Source organism: Pseudomonas gingeri (assembly GCF_013386115.1).
GTDB lineage: Bacteria > Pseudomonadota > Gammaproteobacteria > Pseudomonadales > Pseudomonadaceae > Aquipseudomonas > Aquipseudomonas gingeri.
The window spans coordinates 157,937-176,429 of the sequence record NZ_JACAOR010000002.1; the positions used below are offsets into that span (position 1 = coordinate 157,937).

General features: G+C 62.1%; 10 protein-coding genes and 2 tRNA genes. 4 read left to right on the forward strand and 8 right to left on the reverse strand.

The window, feature by feature from the left end:
- Nucleotides 1-30: 30 nt before the first annotated feature.
- Nucleotides 31-2,334 carry a YgiQ family radical SAM protein gene (locus tag HX881_RS05585; RefSeq protein WP_103032799.1) on the reverse strand — a complete coding sequence of 768 codons (2,304 nt, stop codon included), beginning with the start codon at nucleotides 2,332-2,334 and terminating at the stop codon, nucleotides 31-33.
- Nucleotides 2,335-2,536: 202 nt separating this feature from the next.
- Here HX881_RS05585 and HX881_RS05590 point away from each other — a divergent pair, with 202 nt between their 5' ends.
- Both HX881_RS05590 and HX881_RS05595 read left to right on the forward strand, forming a co-directional pair.
- On the forward strand, nucleotides 2,537-6,250 hold the full coding sequence (locus HX881_RS05590; protein ID WP_177083353.1) for a dermonecrotic toxin domain-containing protein: 3,714 nt from the start codon (nucleotides 2,537-2,539) through the stop codon (nucleotides 6,248-6,250).
- A gap of 41 nt (nucleotides 6,251-6,291) precedes the next feature.
- On the forward strand, nucleotides 6,292-10,296 hold the full coding sequence (locus tag HX881_RS05595) for a dermonecrotic toxin domain-containing protein (protein WP_177083355.1): 4,005 nt from the start codon (nucleotides 6,292-6,294) through the stop codon (nucleotides 10,294-10,296).
- Nucleotides 10,297-10,315: 19 nt separating this feature from the next.
- Here HX881_RS05595 and dnaB read toward each other — a convergent pair whose 3' ends face one another.
- From dnaB to rnr, 7 genes are all read right to left on the reverse strand, one after another.
- A complete protein-coding gene (gene dnaB / locus HX881_RS05600; RefSeq protein ID WP_017125058.1) occupies nucleotides 10,316-11,713 on the reverse strand; it encodes a replicative DNA helicase in 1,398 nt (465 codons plus the stop codon).
- A 115-nt stretch (nucleotides 11,714-11,828) separates the two neighbouring features.
- On the reverse strand, nucleotides 11,829-12,275 hold the full coding sequence (rplI, locus tag HX881_RS05605; RefSeq protein ID WP_017125059.1) for a 50S ribosomal protein L9: 447 nt from the start codon (nucleotides 12,273-12,275) through the stop codon (nucleotides 11,829-11,831).
- A gap of 19 nt (nucleotides 12,276-12,294) precedes the next feature.
- Nucleotides 12,295-13,185, reverse strand: a complete 891-nt coding sequence (locus HX881_RS05610; protein WP_017125060.1) for a YybS family protein — start codon at nucleotides 13,183-13,185, stop codon at nucleotides 12,295-12,297.
- Between the two features lie 36 nt (nucleotides 13,186-13,221).
- The gene (gene rpsR, locus HX881_RS05615; RefSeq protein WP_002551829.1) at nucleotides 13,222-13,452 is read right to left on the reverse strand and encodes a 30S ribosomal protein S18; all 231 of its coding nucleotides are present in this window, start codon (nucleotides 13,450-13,452) and stop codon (nucleotides 13,222-13,224) included.
- A 28-nt stretch (nucleotides 13,453-13,480) separates the two neighbouring features.
- Nucleotides 13,481-13,903: a 30S ribosomal protein S6 gene (rpsF, locus tag HX881_RS05620; RefSeq protein WP_008035342.1), complete on the reverse strand. Its 423-nt coding sequence runs from the start codon at nucleotides 13,901-13,903 to the stop codon at nucleotides 13,481-13,483.
- Between the two features lie 333 nt (nucleotides 13,904-14,236).
- A complete protein-coding gene (rlmB, locus tag HX881_RS05625) occupies nucleotides 14,237-14,998 on the reverse strand; it encodes a 23S rRNA (guanosine(2251)-2'-O)-methyltransferase RlmB (protein WP_103033099.1) in 762 nt (253 codons plus the stop codon).
- Nucleotides 14,995-17,601: a ribonuclease R gene (gene rnr / locus HX881_RS05630; protein WP_017125063.1), complete on the reverse strand. Its 2,607-nt coding sequence runs from the start codon at nucleotides 17,599-17,601 to the stop codon at nucleotides 14,995-14,997. The genes rlmB and rnr overlap by 4 nt, the downstream gene beginning before the upstream one ends.
- A 224-nt stretch (nucleotides 17,602-17,825) precedes the next feature.
- Here rnr and HX881_RS05635 point away from each other — a divergent pair.
- Together HX881_RS05635 and HX881_RS05640 are read left to right on the forward strand one after the other, a co-directional pair.
- Nucleotides 17,826-17,912 (forward strand) — tRNA-Leu (locus HX881_RS05635).
- A gap of 298 nt (nucleotides 17,913-18,210) precedes the next feature.
- A tRNA-Leu gene (locus HX881_RS05640) sits at nucleotides 18,211-18,297 on the forward strand.
- Nucleotides 18,298-18,493 lie beyond the last annotated feature (196 nt).

Here is an 18,493-nt window from a genome sequence, read left to right on the forward strand (position 1 = left end):
GGGGCTGCCCCCACCCGGCAGCGCCTGGTTTCAGCGCGGGACTACCGGCTTGCGGGGCGGCTTCTTGCCTTTGCCCTTGGCGGCATCGGCGCGCTCCTTGGCCGCCTGTTTGTTGCGGGCGAACGCGGCGGCCTTGGCCTGCTCGCGCTTGTCCCAGGCGTTGCCACCGTCGCTGGCACGCGGCGGCAGGCCGGTGTGCTGGGTGAGGATTTTGGTCGTGGTTTCCTTCGCCACCTTGTGGCTGCCGGCCGGCGTCGAGTTCTTCCGGCGGGCGCTCTGGTAGCTGTCGGTCGCCGGCTGGTGCAGCGGGATCAGCTGGTTCTTGCCCGGCCCGATCAGGTCGCCACGGCCCATGCGCAGCAAGGCTTCACGCAGCATCGGCCAGCCCTTCGGGTCGTGGTAGCGCAGGAACGCCTTGTGCAACCGGCGCTGCTCCTCGCTCTTGACGATGGTCACCGAGTCACTCTTGTAGGTGACCTTGCGCAGCGGGTTCTTGCCCGAATGGTACATGGCCGTGGCGCTGGCCATCGGCGACGGGTAGAAGGCCTGCACCTGGTCGGCACGGAAACCGTTGCCCTTGAGCCACAGGGCCAGGTTCATCATGTCTTCGTCGGTGGTGCCAGGATGCGCGGCGATGAAGTACGGAATCAGGTACTGCTCTTTCCCGGCTTCCTTGGAGTACTTCTCGAACATCCGCTTGAACTTGTCATAGCTGCCGATGCCCGGCTTCATCATCTGGTTGAGCGGACCTTCCTCGGTGTGTTCCGGGGCGATCTTCAGGTAGCCGCCGACGTGGTGGGTCACCAGTTCCTTCACGTATTCCGGCGACTCGACCGCCAGGTCGTAGCGCAGGCCGGAGGCGATCAGGATCTTCTTCACGCCCGGCAACGCGCGGGCACTGCGATAGAGCTGGATCAGCGACGAGTGGTCGGTATTCAGGTTCGGGCAGATGCCGGGGAACACGCACGATGGCTTGCGGCACGCGGATTCGATTTCCGGGCTCTTGCAGGCGATGCGGTACATGTTCGCGGTCGGACCGCCGAGGTCGGAAATCACCCCGGTAAAGCCCGGCACCTTGTCGCGGATCTCTTCGATCTCGCGAATGATCGACTCTTCGGAGCGGTTCTGGATGATCCGTCCCTCGTGCTCGGTGATCGAGCAGAAGGTGCAGCCGCCAAAGCAGCCACGCATGATGTTCACCGAGAAACGGATCATGTCGTAGGCCGGGATCTTTTCCTTGCCATACGCCGGGTGCGGGACGCGCTGGTACGGCATGCCGAACACGTAGTCCATCTCTTCGGTGGTCATCGGGATGGGTGGCGGGTTGAACCAGACATCCACCTCGCCATGCTTCTGCACCAGCGCGCGGGCGTTGCCCGGGTTGGTTTCCAGGTGCAGCACGCGGTTGGCGTGGGCGTAGAGCACCGCGTCATTGCGGACTTTTTCCACCGACGGCAGGCGGATCACGGTCTTGTCGCGGGTCATGCGCGGGCTGGCCAGGATCTGCACGACCTTGGCTTCCTGCGGGTCTTCAACCGGCCCTTTCTCCTGCTCGATGGCGCAGGCCTGGGTGTCCTGGGTGTTGACGTACGGGTTGATGATCTTGTCGATCTTGCCCGGCCGGTCGATGCGCGTGGAGTCGACTTCGTACCAGCCTTGCGGCGTGTCCCGGCGAATGAACGCGGTGCCGCGCACATCGGTGATGTCTTCGATCTTGTGGCCGTACGACAGGCGCTGGGCGACCTCGACAATCGCCCGCTCGGCGTTGCCGTAGAGCAGGATGTCGGCGCTGGCGTCGATCAGGATCGAGTTGCGCACGCGGTCCTGCCAGTAGTCGTAGTGGGCGATCCGGCGCAGCGAGGCCTCGATGCCGCCGAGCACGATCGGCACATGCTTGTAGGCTTCCTTGCAGCGCTGGCTGTAGACCAGGCTGGCGCGATCCGGACGCTTGCCGGCCATGCCGCCCGGCGTGTAGGCGTCGTCGGAGCGGATTTTCTTGTCGGCGGTGTAGCGGTTGATCATCGAGTCCATGTTGCCGGCCGCGACCCCGAAGAACAGGTTCGGCTCGCCGAGCTTCATGAAGTCGTCCTTGGACTGCCAGTTCGGCTGGGCAATGATCCCGACGCGGAAGCCCTGGGACTCCAGCAGCCGACCGATGATCGCCATGCCGAAGGACGGATGGTCAACGTAGGCGTCACCGGTGACGATGATGATGTCGCAGGAATCCCAGCCAAGCTGATCCATCTCTTCCCGGCTCATGGGCAGGAAGGGCGCTGGCCCGAAACATTCGGCCCAGTACTTGGGATAGTCAAATAACGGCTTGGCTGCTTGCATGGCGATGACCGATGTCGAGATGGGAAGTATCGAGATGAAAATTCGCGGGGGCGGAATATAGCACAAATTTTGATCAAGTCCGACTATAACCGTCGGTTTTACCCGCGCCCCTTCCCCAGGGACGGGCCGACAACTATCTAGTGCCGCCGCACCGCCGCCTTGTCGTTAGCTGGCGCTTCAAGAATCCGGCAAGGCCACCGTCATGACTCCATCCCCCACCCCGCTCTCCAACGAGCAGCCGCATTTCGACGTAATCAAGGAGCATCTGCCCGCCTGGCTGCTCGATGCGCCTCGCGAACAACGCGACGCGTTGCGCCAGAGCATGATAGCCAGTTGCAATTCCCGCCATGACGTCGAGCAGATGATGGCAAAGCTGCAAACGCCGGCGCAGTTCGTCAAGCCGCTGCTGGAAGAAGCCATCGCCGTCAATTTCCGACTGACCCTGGATGTCGAGCAGGCGACCTTCGTCCATGTGCGCAAGAACGACTATTTTTTCGGCCTGGTTTCGGTCCAGGGCAGTACCAGCGAACAAACCCTGCTATCGGCGGCCCTGCACAACTTCGACGAATCGCTGACCAGCGCCGACGCCTTCGGCGCGGGCTCGGGGATCTACCGGGTGCCAGGCGCCCTCGATAGCAAGACCCCGATCAGACCCGAGGAGTTCGCCCTGGTCTGTCGCCGGCTCGACTTCGGTCGCCTCTACCAGGCCCACCTGCGATCCGTCCTCGATGCCGCCGCCCCGGTCGATGGCGACGACCTCGCCAGCCGTGCCCGGGACCCTCTGCTCCAGAGCGGCAAGGACGCCTTCGCCAGCGCGATACACCTGGCCATGCTCAAGCAGGAAATCACGCCGGCCAGCTACCGGGTACTCCTCGACGTACTCAATGATCGTTATGTCGTCCGTTATGGCACCCAGCCCTGCTCGCGGCTCGAACTTCTCGGCATGGTCGCCAGCGAGGTACTGATCATCGGCCTGGACACCAGCGACGACACCCGTCCATGCCTGGTCTACATACCGCAGGACCCGATCAGCCCCCTGGCGCGCTACGGCTCCCTGCGGGATTTCGAAAACGAGTTGAGCCGCAGGCTGCTGTCACCCGCCTACCGCTCTTTCTTTTCACGTTTCCTCCCGGCCAGTCACCAGGGAGCGCTGCTCAGCCAGACGATCAGGCAGGCCATGTGGCAAAAGTGGCATCCCAAACCCGGTCTTGTTGCGGAGCACGGGTCAGTCTTGCTTGTACTGCACCCCATCGATGGCAACGTGTTCAAGGGCCTGCGCGACCTGCGCAGGCAACAGATCGAACGCCATGGCCGCGAGGTCGTCGTGCCCACGGCGCAGACCGACGCCCAGGCCCGCCGACAGCTGCTGCAAGCCTACGAAAAGGCCGGCCTGAGCGCCCTGGTCCTCGCGGCCTCGTTCATCCCCGTGATCGGCGAGGTCCTGCTGGTGTCCACGGGGATACAGCTGATCCATGAGGTCTATCTGGGGTTCGATGCCTGGCGGCGCGGCGAAAAGGTGGAGGCGCTCAACTACCTCATGGATGTCACCGAACAGATCGTGCTCATGGGCGCCACCGCGGGTGCCGCCAAGGCCGGCCGCTTCGTCGGCTCGCTGCTGCGTGTCAAGTTTGCACCCCACCGCTCCGGCCTGTGGAAACCGGACCTGGCCCCCTACCGACAATCCCTTGAACTGCCGCAGGCGCTGCTTCCCGATGAACAGGGCCTGTACGACTACCAGGGCCGGCATTACCTGTCACTGGACGATCAGCTCTATGAGGTCAGCCATGGGGGCTCCCCGCCCGAGTGGTCCATCCAGCACCCCGACGACCCGTGGGCGTATGCGCCGCCCTTGCGCCATAACGGCAGCGGGGCCTGGCGTGCCCTGCATGAAAACCCGCGGGAGTGGAGCGACCTGAAACGGCTCAAGCGACTGGGACCGGTCGCAGCGGGCACCCGCCCCGAAGACCTGGCGCCGATCCTGCACGCCAGCGCCAGCGATTCGAAGCTGCTGCTTGAACTTCATCGCGACAACCGGTCGCCGCCGGCGCAATTGCTCGACACCTTGAAACGCTTCCAGCTCGACCGGCAGATCCAGCACCAGCGACGGCTGGAAAGCCCGCCGATCAACGATGGCACGCCCCCTTCCGCGACCGTCGAACCCAGCACGGCGGAACGCTTCGAAGATCGTTATCAGCAGAGCGAACAGGTCAAAGGCCCGCTGTCCGAACAGATCCGACAGGACTTTCCGGCCCTGCCCAAAAGCTATGTGCAAGCCATGGTGAAATCCATCAGCCCCGCCGAAGCCCGGCAGATCCTGGAGCAGAAAAGCCTGTTGCCCTATCTGAAGGACGAAGCCGAGCTGTCCATGCAGAACGTGGATGCCGCCCGGCTCCATGAAGGCCTTTATCTGCACACGACGTTCAATCCGGACTCGGACCGGCTGGCGTTCCAGACCCTTGAAGCACTGCCGGGCTGGTCGGGCGACGTTCGCCTGGAACTGTACTCGGCGACACTGACCGAACCGCCTGCCGCCACCGCCGGGAGCGCCAACGCCACGAGCGTCAGGCGCCTGCTTCGCGAAGGCTCGCGCTATCGGGTCTACGGTACCGACAGCCTGCAGGTCTTCGCCCCGAGCGACCTCTACTCGGCCATCGGACAAGCCCTGCCCGACAGCGAGTTCGAGAACCTGGGCTTCAGCGGCCCGAACCGAAACAGCGCCCTCAAGCGAGCGCTGATCGACAAGATCAAGCAGTTGAGTGCCTCCCCTCCGGTCGTACGACAGATTCCTCCCGCGATGCCCTCGCGGCCCCGCCGGCCCGGCCGCGCCCTGGATATTCACTTCGCGCTGGAAACACCACCGGGCGACCTCGAGCCCATCGGCGATGAGCTGTACCGGGGGGCCTTTTCCCGCCACTACATCCGGGAGGGAGAACGGTACTACCAGGTCGAGCCGTCAGATCCCGGCTGGAAACTGATCGATGCCCGCAACCCTTTCCGCTTTTATCGCCCGGTGCTGCGGCGAACGGCCGGGCGCTGGGAAATCAACACGGACATGGGCTTGAAAGGCGGCGCGCCAGGTCCGGTACTGAGCAAGATCGAACTGGTGGAGAGTGAATCGAGCATGGTCACGGCGCAGGAGTACATCAAGCCCGAGCCCTTCACCCGCGAAGACCTGGAGCGGATGAAAACCATCAAATCCTACCAGCATCAGCCCAACAGGATGGGCGAATATGACCGGGTGAACAACGGTCGCTATCCATTACGCGACCTGCAGGGCAAGCCGCTGCGCATCAGGAAAATCCAGAGCACGAGCGATGTCACGGACTCGGGATTGCGTCACCAGGCCCAGGACATCCTGCCGTACCTGAAATGGGATAGCCATGAGGAAGTCGCCAAGCTCTACGAGGAGAAACTGCTGCTGCGTACGTTCACCGCGGAGGATGCCAGGTTTCCCCCGGAAACGAGCATGGTCGGCCAAGCCATGGTCGTGGCCAGGAAGCCGCTGAAAGCCGGGGAAGCCATCGGCGTGTATGGCGGCAATTTCATCCCGTTTCACGTCAGCAATGCCCGCAAGGATCCGTTCGTGATCGATATCCTGCCCAACCCTCCCAGCGGCAGGCCGAAATGGGATCGGCTGGTGTTGACGGGAGACAACATCATTTCGCGGATCAACTCCATTTTCGAATACGAAGGGCGCCTGCCGGTCCGCCAGGCCAGCAGCGGCTACAACGTCGAGGGGGCAACGTTTCCCGTCGATGTCGAAGTCGCGGACGGTCGCCTGGAACCCTTCCTGCTCAGTGCCTTCTTCACCACCCGGGGCATTCCCGCCGATGAAGAACTGCGCTGGAACTACGGCTACACCGAGGCGGGAGTCCGCACCACGTTCGCCGAACCCGAGACGAGCCTGGAAACCTGAAGGCAGGTGCCACGCAAATCCTGCCCCCCGTCAAGCCGACAATGAGCCCCGCCATGCACACGAAGCCAGCAACAAACCTACATCGCACACTGCCCCATTACAGTTTCATCAAGTCCCGCCTGCCGGACTGGATGACCGACTCGACAGCCGCACAGCGCGCCGAACTGCGCTCGGCCCTGCTGAAAAATGCGGCCTCCAGGCTCCTGGTGGCCAATATCCTCAGCCAACTCAAGAGTATCGAGATCTTCGCCGAGCCTATTCTGGAGCTCGAGATAAGGAGTCGTGCTCCCGAGCTCAGAGACATGCAGGCCGCCACCCTGGTCATCCGCCGGAAAAAATACAATCTCCTGGGCCTGATCCCCATCTACGACACCAGCCCCGAATACTCGCTGCTGGAAGCGGCGCTGTACAACTTCGAGGAGTGGGAAACCCACGCCAGCGCTTTCGAAAGCGGCTCGGCCATCTATTGCTCGGGCAAAACCGCGGGCCTCGAAAGCGGCCTCAGACCTGAAGTGTTTGCCCGCTGCTGCCGCACGCTCGATCTCGGTCGCGCCTATCTCGATCATCTCAGGGAGATCCTGGACCTCGATCGCCCGGCTGACGAACTGATGATCCTTGCCAGCAAGCGCAAGCACTTCGTGCGCCATGAGCAGAGCCGTTTCGAGGTGCTGCTGCAAATGGCCTTCATGAAGAAAGACATCACGCCCAAGTGCCAGGAGCGCTTGAAATACTTCCTGCTGCCCGCCAGGAAAAGGGCCGGAGAGCTGCCTCTGTTTCATAGGGTGCAGTTTCTCGAGCTCACGCTGCCCGGCGTCATTCATTTCACTTCCGATCCGGACAACAGCAGCGGACCTTGCGCCATCTACTTTCCAGAGCACCCTGGGTGTGAGTTCAAGGAGTACCCGTCCCTTGTCGCGTTTCAAGAGGACTACCAGGAACAGATGCTCTCGGCGGGTTTTCGGCAATTGGTCAGCCGACTCATGCCGATCGACCATCAGGGCCGCCTGTTGACCGCCAGGATCGGCAAAGCCGTCAGCGGACGCTCACAAGCCCAATTGAGGGACCTCATCAGCCTTTCAAGGATTGAAGGCGACCTGTTCGAAGACATTCACTCGCAGCGACTGCGACGCCTTGAAAGCGACGCCGGCAGACTGATGACCCACAGCGCACGGGCCGATGCCCTGGCGCGCGAACAATTGCTGGAGGAATTCCAGACCGCGCGCGAGGACCTGCTGGCCACGCTGAAGAACCTCGCTCCCCGGTTCCACCAGACCCTGCTGGCACCGCCAGGCGGCCAGCTCGCGGCGACGGTCTATCAGGACTTTTTTATCTGGAGCCCGACGCAAGTGAACGCGGGCCTGAGGCATTTGCTGAATGTCCTCGAGGCGCCGGCAAACGGTCGAACAGCCACCCCAACAGATGGTCTACCCGAGCTGCTTCCCGTGCGGTTCCGTGGCCGCACGCGCCTCTGGAAGCGCGACCTGACGCCGTACCAGTCAGCGATCAAGCCCCCTGATGCACATTGGCAGGCGAACTCACTGGGTGTGTACGCATGGAGCAAGGCCATCGTCCTGAAACTTGACCAGCAGTACTACAGGGTCGAGCACGACGAAGACACCGATCACTGGCATATCGTGCTGGCGGGTTATCCCGACGTCTACCGGCCCCTCCTGCAGCACAACTGCGTCGGCGCCTGGCGTACGATCCACGAGAAAGTCTCGACCTGGTCGAAACAACAGTTGATCACACGCCTGGGGCCACACGCCGCCAGGCTGTCCGAAGCGCTTGCAAACGCAGCCCTGCCCCTCAGCGGCACCAACCTTCACACGCTGCGCCAGATTCATCACTACGGCCGTCGAACCCCGCCCCTGCTGCTCGACAGCCTCAAGCGCCTGTGGATCTTTCAGGAAATCGACGACTTCGACCTCGACCGCGCCAAGGGTACCGTGATCTCGCAACTGTCCCCCCGGATCCAGTGCTATCTGCTGACCCGGCTGCCCGGTTGGCCGGCGAACAAAGCGCTGGCAGTCCTGAGCAGCGGCCCACAGGCGGTTATCCAATATGGCGCGGGTGTGAACCTGGTGAATATTTCCGAACAGCGCTGGACGGCTGGAAGGCTGCTCGAGGTGGTGCTCGGAGCGCTCGACCAGAAAGAAATCGATGCGTTGCTGGAGAGCCATATTTCCCACCTCGATCAAGCGAACCAATTGGCGCTGAATCTGCAGGCCCAGGCGAAGCGAAACAGCCTGGCCCTGTTCGAACACCTGTATCTTGAGACAGAGCAACTCGACACCCCTGTGCAACGACAGCTACGCGAGGAACACCCCGAACTGCCGAAAAGTCATCTGGTCGACGCCATCTTCTCATTGGGCCTGCAGAAGCAACCCAGGCCTGAAACAGCGCCGGCGCTGAACAGGGAGATCGACCGGGCCCTGGAGCAGGTTCGCATCTCACGGGTATTCGAAGGCCTTTATCCGGGTTGGCCGCATGCCCAGCAAAGTGACCGGCTGGCCTTTTCCCTGCTGGAAACCCTGGAAACCTGGCCGCAGGATATTCGTCTTGAACTGTGGGACCCCGATATTGACACCACCGTGGCCCCGGAGACCATCGGCGAACACGACAGCCTGACCTGCAGACGCCTGAAGAAAACCGGGGCCTTCTACCAACTGCAGGACCGTCGCGGCCACACGCTGTCCGGCCCGCATGACCTGTACGCCGGCGTCTGGCTGGCGATGCCGAAACTGACGCAGCAGAGCCTGAACAGCGCACATGGCATCAGCCTGGACGAGAAGCAGGCAGCGCTGGACCTGAAACGGGCCATCTTCGCGCAAGCCTCGAGATTACGCAGCCAGGTGCCGGCCCTGCGCGGTCCGCACCTTGCGTCCGGGCGATCCGGAACCGGCACGCCCACCCGGCTGCCGGAGAGTTTCGCCGTGCGCGGGACAATCCTGTCCGGCCTGGAGCTGCACGACGGCATCTACCAGAATCTCAACTACAGGCCTGTTGCCGCCCATGCCCACCTGCACTACATCCGCGATGGTAGCCGCTACTACCCGGTCCGGCAGGTTGCCGAGGGCTGGCGACTGCTGAACGCACGCAATCCCTACAGCTTTTATCAGCCGTTGCTCCAACACCAGGCTGACGGTCAATGGGCCGTGTATCGAGATGCCGGCCCCTCCGTGCCTTCAGGAACCGGCACCTTGCAGGTCCAGACGGAATCCGGCGCCCCGGCCGAGACCACTGACGACAAGTATTTCACCACCGATGAACGACAGCGCATGCGCACCCGCAAGTCCTACCGATCCCATTTGAACTCCCCCCTCACCTACGATCGCGTCGACAACGGTCGTTATCCCTTGCGCGACCTGGAGGGAGAGCCCCTGACCGTTGTCGCCATCCACTACAGCGAGGCCGAGGGGAGCCGCCAGTCCAGGGCACGCGCGGAGCAGATCGTCCCTTACCTGCAATCCCAGGGTCATGAAAAGGTCGCTCGCCTCTACGAAGACAAACTGGAGATCACACGGTTTGAACACGATGACATGCGCTCCCCGCAGGAAGAACATCTGGTCGGCAGGTTTCTGGTGTCTGCCAGGCGCTACCTCGGGCGAGGCGAAATACTCGGGGTCTACGGCGGCATGCTGACTCCGCTGATCGTCAGCCACCATCGTCGCGATCCCTTCGCCGCCAGGGTCCGGCTGGACGCCACGGCGGAACTGATCAGCTTTCGCAAGGGCAGGCCAGAACCGGCCGCACCCTGCCTGTCAGGCGACAATATCCTGTCGAGGATCAATACGATCTACGAATACAGCAACGCGGTGCCCGTTCGACAAGCCAGGAGCGGCTACAACGTGGAGCCGGTCGCCTTCGCGGTCGACGTCAGGGGCCGTGACGGCAGCCTCGAGAAAAACCGCTATTTCGTCACGGCCCTGTTCACCAGCCGGGTCATCTACGGCTTCCGCGAGCTACGCGTGAATCACGGTTACACCTGGCAGCAGATCCAGACACTGGAGGCTGTATCGCCTAGCCGCCAGGCACCCAGGGGATAACGCCGCAAGCGTCTTATCCTTACTCGTCATCGTCGAAGTTGTAGCTGCCCGGCGCCAGGTTCTCGAAGCGCGTGTACTTGCCGATAAAGGCCAGGCGGATAAAGCCGATCGGACCGTTCCGCTGCTTGCCGATGATGATCTCGGCGATGCCCTTGTGCTCGGTTTCCGGGTGGTAGACCTCGTCGCGGTACACGAACATGATCACGTCGGCGTCCTGCTCGATCGCTCCGGATTCACGCAAGTCGGAGTTCACCGGGCGCTTGTTCGGTCGTTGCTCCAGGGAGCGGTTGAGCTGGGACAGGGCCACCACCGGGCAGTTGAATTCCTTGGCCAGGGCCTTGAGGGACCGGGAAATCTCGGAAATCTCGTTGGTCCGATTGTCGCCGCTGGAGCCGGGGATCTGCATCAGCTGCAGGTAGTCGATCATGATCAGGGCGATATCGCCGTGCTCACGCACCAGGCGCCGGGTCCGCGCGCGCATTTCCGACGGGCTGATACCGGCGGTATCGTCGATGAACAGCTTGCGGTCGTTGAGCAGGTTGACCGCCGAGGTCAGGCGCGGCCAGTCGTCGTCTTCCAGGCGACCGGCACGGACCTTGGTCTGGTCGATCCGACCCAACGAGGACAGCATACGCATGATCAGCGATTCGCCTGGCATCTCGAGGGAGTACACCAGCACCGCCTTGTCGCTGCGCAGCACCGCGTTTTCCACCAGGTTCATGGCGAAGGTGGTCTTGCCCATCGACGGACGGCCGGCGACGATGATCAGGTCGGCCGGTTGCAGGCCGCTGGTCTTCTCGTCGAGGTCGGTGTAGCCGGTGGACAGGCCGGTGATGGCGTTGTCGGTGTTGAACAACGTGTCGATGCGGTCGATGGCCTTGGTCAGCAGGTCGTTGACGCTCACCGGGCCGCCGGTCTTCGGCCGCGCTTCGGCGATCTGGAAGATCTGCCGCTCGGCCTCGTCGAGGATCTCGGCAGCGGTGCGGCCTTCGGGGTTGAAGGCGCTGTCGGCGATCTCGGTACTGATACCGATCAGCTGGCGCAGGGTCGCCCGCTCACGCACGATCGCGGCGTAGGCCTTGATGTTGGCGACCGACGGGGTGTTTTTCGCCAGCTCGCCGAGGTAGCCCAAGCCGCCGACCTGCGACGTCTGGCCTTCCTTGTCCAATTGCTCGGCCAGGGTCACCACGTCGATCGGCATGTTCTGATCGGCCAGTCGGGCGATCGCACGGAAAATCAGGCGGTGGTCATGTCGATAGAAATCGCCGTCCGAAACCTGGTCAAGCACGCGTTCCCAGGCGTTGTTGTCCAGCATCAGGCCACCGAGCACGGCCTGTTCGGCCTCGATGGAATGCGGCGGCACCTTCAGGGCAGCGGTTTGCAGATCATATTGCTCGGGAGCGGAGATATCGTTCATGGCCACTTGAAATCAGATGGTGAGTGCAGAAAAACAAAGGGCACGACCTGAATGAACAGAGTCGTGCCCGATGTTAACCGCCTGGCGGACAAGCCGCCAGACGATCGAGTGCTGCTTAAGCAGCCACCACAACAACGCGTACGGTTGCTTCGACTTCGGCGTGCAGGTGCACGGCCACGTCGAATTCGCCAACGTTGCGGATGGTGCCGTTCGGCAGACGCACTTCGCTTTTTGCCACTTCAACGCCGGAGGCGGTCAGGGCATCAGCGATGTCGTGGGTGCCGATCGAACCGAACAGCTTGCCTTCGTCACCGGCGGTGGCAGTGATGGTCACTTCCAGCTCAGCCAGTTGGGCGGCGCGCGATTCAGCCGAAGCTTTCTTGTCTGCTGCGGCTTTTTCCAGCTCGGCACGACGCTCTTCGAACGCAGCCAGGTTGGCAGCGGTCGCAGCGGTGGCTTTGCCGAAAGGCAGCAGGTAGTTACGGCCGTAACCAGCCTTAACGTTTACCTTATCGCCCAGGTTGCCCAGGTTGGCGATTTTTTCCAGAAGGATCAGTTGCATGTGGAAATCCTCTTAACTTTTAACCTTCACCGTTCGCGTTATCGGCGTCTTTCGACGCGAGACGACCGCGAAAATCAATCAGGCTGTCGACAATGGCCAGAACCACGAGCAACGGACCGAGCAAGTGCATGAAAGGCAACAACGTCACGTATATCCCCACCAGCCAGAAACCGGCCAGTCGCTTCTGCGCCACCAGCCCGTGAATCAGGGCCAGACCGGCGAAGACCAGCGGTACGCCGCACAACGGCAACAGGATCAGTGCATGCAGCCCGAAAAACGGAGCCACACACATGACGGCCAGCAGCGACAGCGCCACGTTCTTCGGCAGTCGGATGGCGCGAAACTCGCGACCGAAACCACCGGGGTTATACAACAACGCCTGCCAATAGCGCCCAAGAATCAGGCACAGCACGCTAAAGACCTGCAACGAAATCGCTGTCGAAATGATCATCAGCGGAACGGTCAGGGCAGTGAGAAACGCCTTCTGGTCTGCCGAGAGTTTCTCGTAGACCTCACCCATCGCCAGCGGCAGGACGTGTTCGAACGTCTGCGCCAGTGACTCGATGAAGGAACTGAACAGCGTTCCCAGGCTCACCGCACACAACAACCCCACGGCCATGCTGCACAGCAGCACGCGGTTCCAGGTATGCCCGGCGCGCAGAACCAGCGCCAGGCTGCAAGCCCCGAACAGCACCAGAAGGGCCGTCGGGTCTTTCAGGAAGTGCCAGCTCAACAACACCGACAGCAACCCGATACCCAGGACGCTCAAGGCGTCCGAACCACGCCGCAGGAGCACGAGGCATCCGGCGGCGGCACTCAACCAGAACAACAGCGGCAATGCCGCAGATCCGGCCACAACCAGCGTGGCCTGCACGCGTCCCCGCATGATGAAGTCAGCTAAGGCGCGCATGCATTCAATCCCTTACTACTTGTCGACTGCCCGGTCTCAGCGGCCGTGGCTGTCGGTGTAGGCCAGCAGGGCCAGGAAGCGGGCGCGCTTGATAGCGGTGGCCAGCTGACGCTGATAACGAGCTTTGGTACCGGTGATACGGCTTGGAACGATTTTGCCGGTTTCGGATACGTAGGCTTTCAGGGTGTTGAGATCTTTGTAATCGATCTCTTTCACGTCTTCAGCGGTGAAGCGGCAGAATTTACGACGACGGAAGAAACGTGCCATGTAATTGGCTCCTCAAAAGGTCCGTGGATTACTCGTCAGCGTTATCGCTGTTGTCGCTGTCATCACCATCAACGCCTTCGGCGTCGGAGTGCTCAGGACGGTCGCGACGCTCACGGCGCTCACTGCGGTTTTCTTCAGCCTTGAGCATCTCGGATTGGCCGGTGACGGCTTCTTCGCGACGGATGACCAGGTTACGGATCACAGCATCGTTGTAGCGGAAGTTGTCTTCCAGCTCGGCCAGGGCCTTGCCGGTGCACTCAACGTTCAGCATCACGTAGTGAGCCTTGTGAACATTGTTGATTGCATAGGCCAGTTGACGACGGCCCCAATCTTCCAGACGGTGGATTTTGCCGCCGTCTTCTTCGATCAGCTTGGTGTAACGCTCAACCATGCCGCCGACTTGCTCGCTTTGATCCGGGTGGACCAAAAAGATAATTTCGTAATGACGCATGAATGCTCCTTACGGGTTGTAGCCTGCCGCTCAAAAGCGGTCAGACAAGGAGTGAATGACACTGGTGTGTCTTGCCTTCGAGTAGGCACAAATGCGCCAGCCATCACGGCAAGGGGCGCAATTGTAGAGAAGGGGGGCGAGGGGCGCAAGACAATTGGTGATTATTTGAACAGCCCGGCGCAACAAGCACCGCCGACTTGCCCCTTGCATCACAACCGAGGTGAATGCGATCACTGTGGGAGCCGGCTTGCCGGCGATGAGGCCGGCAAGCCCTGCGGTGACTGTGCGGCCATCATCGCTGGCAAGCCAGCTCCCACAAGGGTTTTGCGGTCGTCAGGCTTTTTTGCTGGAAGCCTTGACGCTGCGCTGGCGCAGCGCTTCGAACAGGCACACACCGGTGGCCACGGAGACGTTCAGGCTGCTGACGCTGCCGGCCATCGGCAGTTTCACCAGGTAGTCGCAGTGCTCGCGGGTCAGGCGACGCATGCCCTTGCCTTCGGCGCCCATGATCAGGATCGTCGGGCCGGTCAGGTCCTGCTGGTACAGCTCCTGCTCGGCTTCGCCGGCGGTACCGACCACCCACAGGCCGCGCTGCTGGAGCTTTTCCAGGGTACGCGCCAGGTTGGTCACGGCCACCAGAGGAATCACTTCCGCGGCGCCACAGGCGACCTTGCGCACGGCCGGCGTCAGGGTCGCGGACTTGTCCTTCGGCACCACCACCGCCAGCGCACCCGCCGCATCGGCGGTACGCAGGCAGGCACCGAGGTTGTGCGGGTCGGTCACGCCATCGAGCACCAGGATCAGCGGTGCGCCCTCGGTGCGATCGAGCAGCTCGTCGAGCATGGCTTCGCCCCAGACCTGGCTGGGGCTGACTTCCGCCACCACACCCTGGTGCACGCCTTCGACCCAGGCATCCATTTCGCGACGCTCGGCCTGGCCGACGGAGACCTTGTTTTCGCCGGCCAGCTGCAACAGGCCCTGGACCCGCGGATCGCTGCGGCCTTCAGCCAGCCAGATCTGCTTGACCCGCTTGGGGTGATGACGCAACAACGCCTCCACGGCATGCACGCCGTAGATTTTTTCCAACTGACTCATGACTTGGCCTTGGGTTTGCGCGCCCCGCCGCTTTTCGCGGGACCGGTGCCCGCCTTGGGCGGACCTTTACGATGCTTGCTCGGCTTTTCCGGGGCCGCGCCGCGACCCGGCTTGCCATCGGCCTTGGCCTTGCCACCGTTTTTCGCCTCGGCCAGCAGTGCCTGCTTCATTTCGCGGCTCTTGCGCACTTCAGCGTTTTTCGCGGCGGCATCGCTTGGACGGTAGGCCTCGCTCGACTTCTTCTCGGCAGTGGTGCGACGCCCGGTCTTGACCGGCTCGGCGGCTTTTTCAACGGCCGCCGGCGCGCTGCCTTCAGCACCACGCTTCTTGCGACCGATCGGTGCGCTGAGGGTCTTCTCGGCCATCTCGAAGTCGATCTTGCGCTCGTCGAGATCGACGCGCATGACCTTCACTTCCACCGTGTCGCCGAGGCGGAAGCTGCGTCCGGTGCGCTCGCCCGCCAGGCGGTGATGCACAGGGTCGAAGTGGTAGTAGTCACCCGGCAAGGCGGTGACGTGCACCAGGCCCTCGACGTAGATATCGGTCAGCTCGACGAACAGGCCGAAACCGGTCACCGCGGTGACCACGCCCGGGAACGACTCGCCCACGCGATCCTTCATGAACTCGCACTTGAGCCAGTTCACCACGTCGCGGGTGGCTTCGTCGGCACGCCGCTCACTCATCGAGCACTGTTCGCCCAATTGCTCGAGGATCGCCTCGTCGTACGGATAGATCCGCGCCTTCGGGATCGTCATCGCACCGGCACGCCGTACGTGCGGGGTGTCCTGCTTCGAGTGGATGACGCTGCGGATCGCCCGGTGCGTCAGCAGGTCCGGGTAACGGCGGATCGGCGAGGTGAAGTGGGTATAGGCCTCGTAATTCAGGCCGAAGTGGCCCTGGTTGTCGGCGCTGTACACCGCCTGGCTCAGGGAACGCAGCATCACGGTCTGGATCAGGTGGAAGTCCGGACGGCTCTGGATGCTGGCCAGCAAGGCCTGGTAATCCTTCGGCGACGGCCCCTCCTTGCCCTTGTGCAGGGACAGGCCCAACTCACCGAGGAACGCCCGCAGTTTCTCCAGGCGCTCTGGCGGCGGACCGTCGTGCACCCGGTACAGGGCCGGAATTTCGTGTTTCTTGAGGAATTCGGCGGTGGCCACGTTGGCCGCCAGCATGCATTCCTCGATCAGCTTGTGGGCGTCGTTGCGAGTGGTCGGACGGATTTCGGCGATCTTGCGCTCGGAGCCGAAGATGATCCGGGTTTCCTGGGTTTCGAAATCGATCGCGCCACGGGTATGACGGGCCGCCAGCAGCACCTTGTACAAGGCGTACAGCTGCTTGAGGTCCGGGATCACTTCCGAGTACTCGCCGCGCAGCTTCTTCGCCTCGGTGGTCTTCGGCTGCTCCAGGATCGAGCTGACCTTGTTGTAGGTCAGACGGGCATGGGAGTGGATCACCGCTTCGTAGAACACGTAGTCGGTCATCTCGCCCTTTTTCGACATGGTCATTTCACAGACCATGGCCAGGCGATCGACATGCGGATTCAGCGAGCACAGGCCGTTGGACAACTCTTCCGGCAGCATCGGTACCACGCGCTCCGGGAAATACACCGAGTTGCCGCGCACCTGGGCTTCGGCATCCAGTGCCGAGCCGATCTTCACGTAGCTGGAAACGTCGGCAATCGCCACGTACAGCTTCCAGCCACCGGAGAACAGCCGCAGCTTGCCCGGGATCGCTTCGCAGTAGACCGCGTCGTCGAAGTCGCGGGCATCTTCGCCGTCGATGGTGACGAACGGCAGATGGCGCAGGTCGACCCGCTTCTCCTTGTCCTTCTCCTCGACGACCGGCTTGAGCTTGCTGGCCTCCTTGAGCACGGCCTCAGGCCAGACATGGGGAATATCGTAGGTGCGCAGGGCAACATCGATTTCCATGCCCGGCGCCATGTAGTTGCCCACGACTTCGACCACGTCGCCCTGGGGCTGGAAGCGCGGTGTCGGCCAGTGGGTGATCTTCACTTCAACGAACTGCCCGACGCGGGCATCGGCATTGCGGCCCGGCGTGACCAGCACTTCCTGCTGGATCTTCGGATTGTCGGCCACGACAAAACCGATACCGCCTTCCTCGAAGTAACGGCCGACGATGGTCTCGTGGGCACGGGACACCACTTCGACGATCACCCCTTCACGCCGACCACGCCGGTCCAGGCCGGAAACCCGTGCCAGGGCACGGTCGCCATCGAACACCAGGCGCATCTGCGCCGGGCTCATGAACAGGTCGTCGCTGCCGTCGTCCGGGATCAGGAAGCCGAAACCGTCACGATGGCCGGCGATGCGGCCGAGGATCAGGTCAAGCTTGTCCACCGGCGCGTAGGTGCCGCGGCGGGTGTAAATCAGCTGGGCATCGCGCTCCATGGCGCGAAGGCGGCGGCGCAGGGCCTCCAGCTGGTCTTCGGTGGTCAGACCAAACTCTTCCACCAACTGCTCGCGACTCGCCGGCGACCCGCGCTCGGAAAGGTGCGCCAGGATCAGCTCACGGCTAGGAATAGGGTTTTCGTATTTTTCCGCTTCACGAGCGGCCTCGGGATCGAGGGACTGCCAATCGGCCATTAGATAAATTTCACCTTGTCTATATGCGGGTTAGTTTGGCATACGCGTATTGAAACGGGAAATTTCAGGCACGGATGACACCCGAAAACCCTTTTGTCGGCGGCTTCAGGCGCCGCTACAGACCATTCGCGATATTTTTTTCACTTTTTCGATCACAGGGGTTTACAGTACAAGAGAGCCTCCGTATAGTGCGCGCCATCGACGACGGAGACGTTATCGATGCTGCCCAGATGGTGAAATTGGTAGACACGCCAGCTTCAGGTGCTGGTGACCGCAAGGTCGTGGAAGTTCGAGTCTTCTTCTGGGCACCAATTCAAGACTTCAGAGATTCTGGAGTCCTCCAAAAACCCGCGAAAGCGGGTTTTTGCGTTTCTGGCTTCCGCAACCCTTGAACACGCCAATTCCCCTGTGGGAGCCGGCTTGCCGGCGATGAGACCAGCAAGTCGCCCATCAATCTTGCAGACGTCATCACCGGCAAGCCGGCTCCCATCAAGACACCCTCCCCCCTTGCGCCCGATATTTGATTTATTAAAAGCAAAACAGGGGTTTACAGATCAAAACAGCCTCCGTATAGTTCGCCACATCAACAGCGGCAACGCTGAAGATGCTGCCCAGATGGTGAAATTGGTAGACACGCCAGCTTCAGGTGCTGGTGACCGCAAGGTCGTGGAAGTTCGAGTCTTCTTCTGGGCACCAATTCAAGACTTCAGAGATTCTGGAGTCCTCCAAAAACCCGCGAAAGCGGGTTTTTGCGTTTCTGACTTCCGCAATCCTTGAACACACCAGTCCCTGTGGGAGCCGGCTTGCCGGCGATAAGGCCGGCAAGTCTTGCATCGATCTTGCGGACGCCATCGCCGGCAAGCCGCCCCCTACAAGAATCCGAGTAACGGGA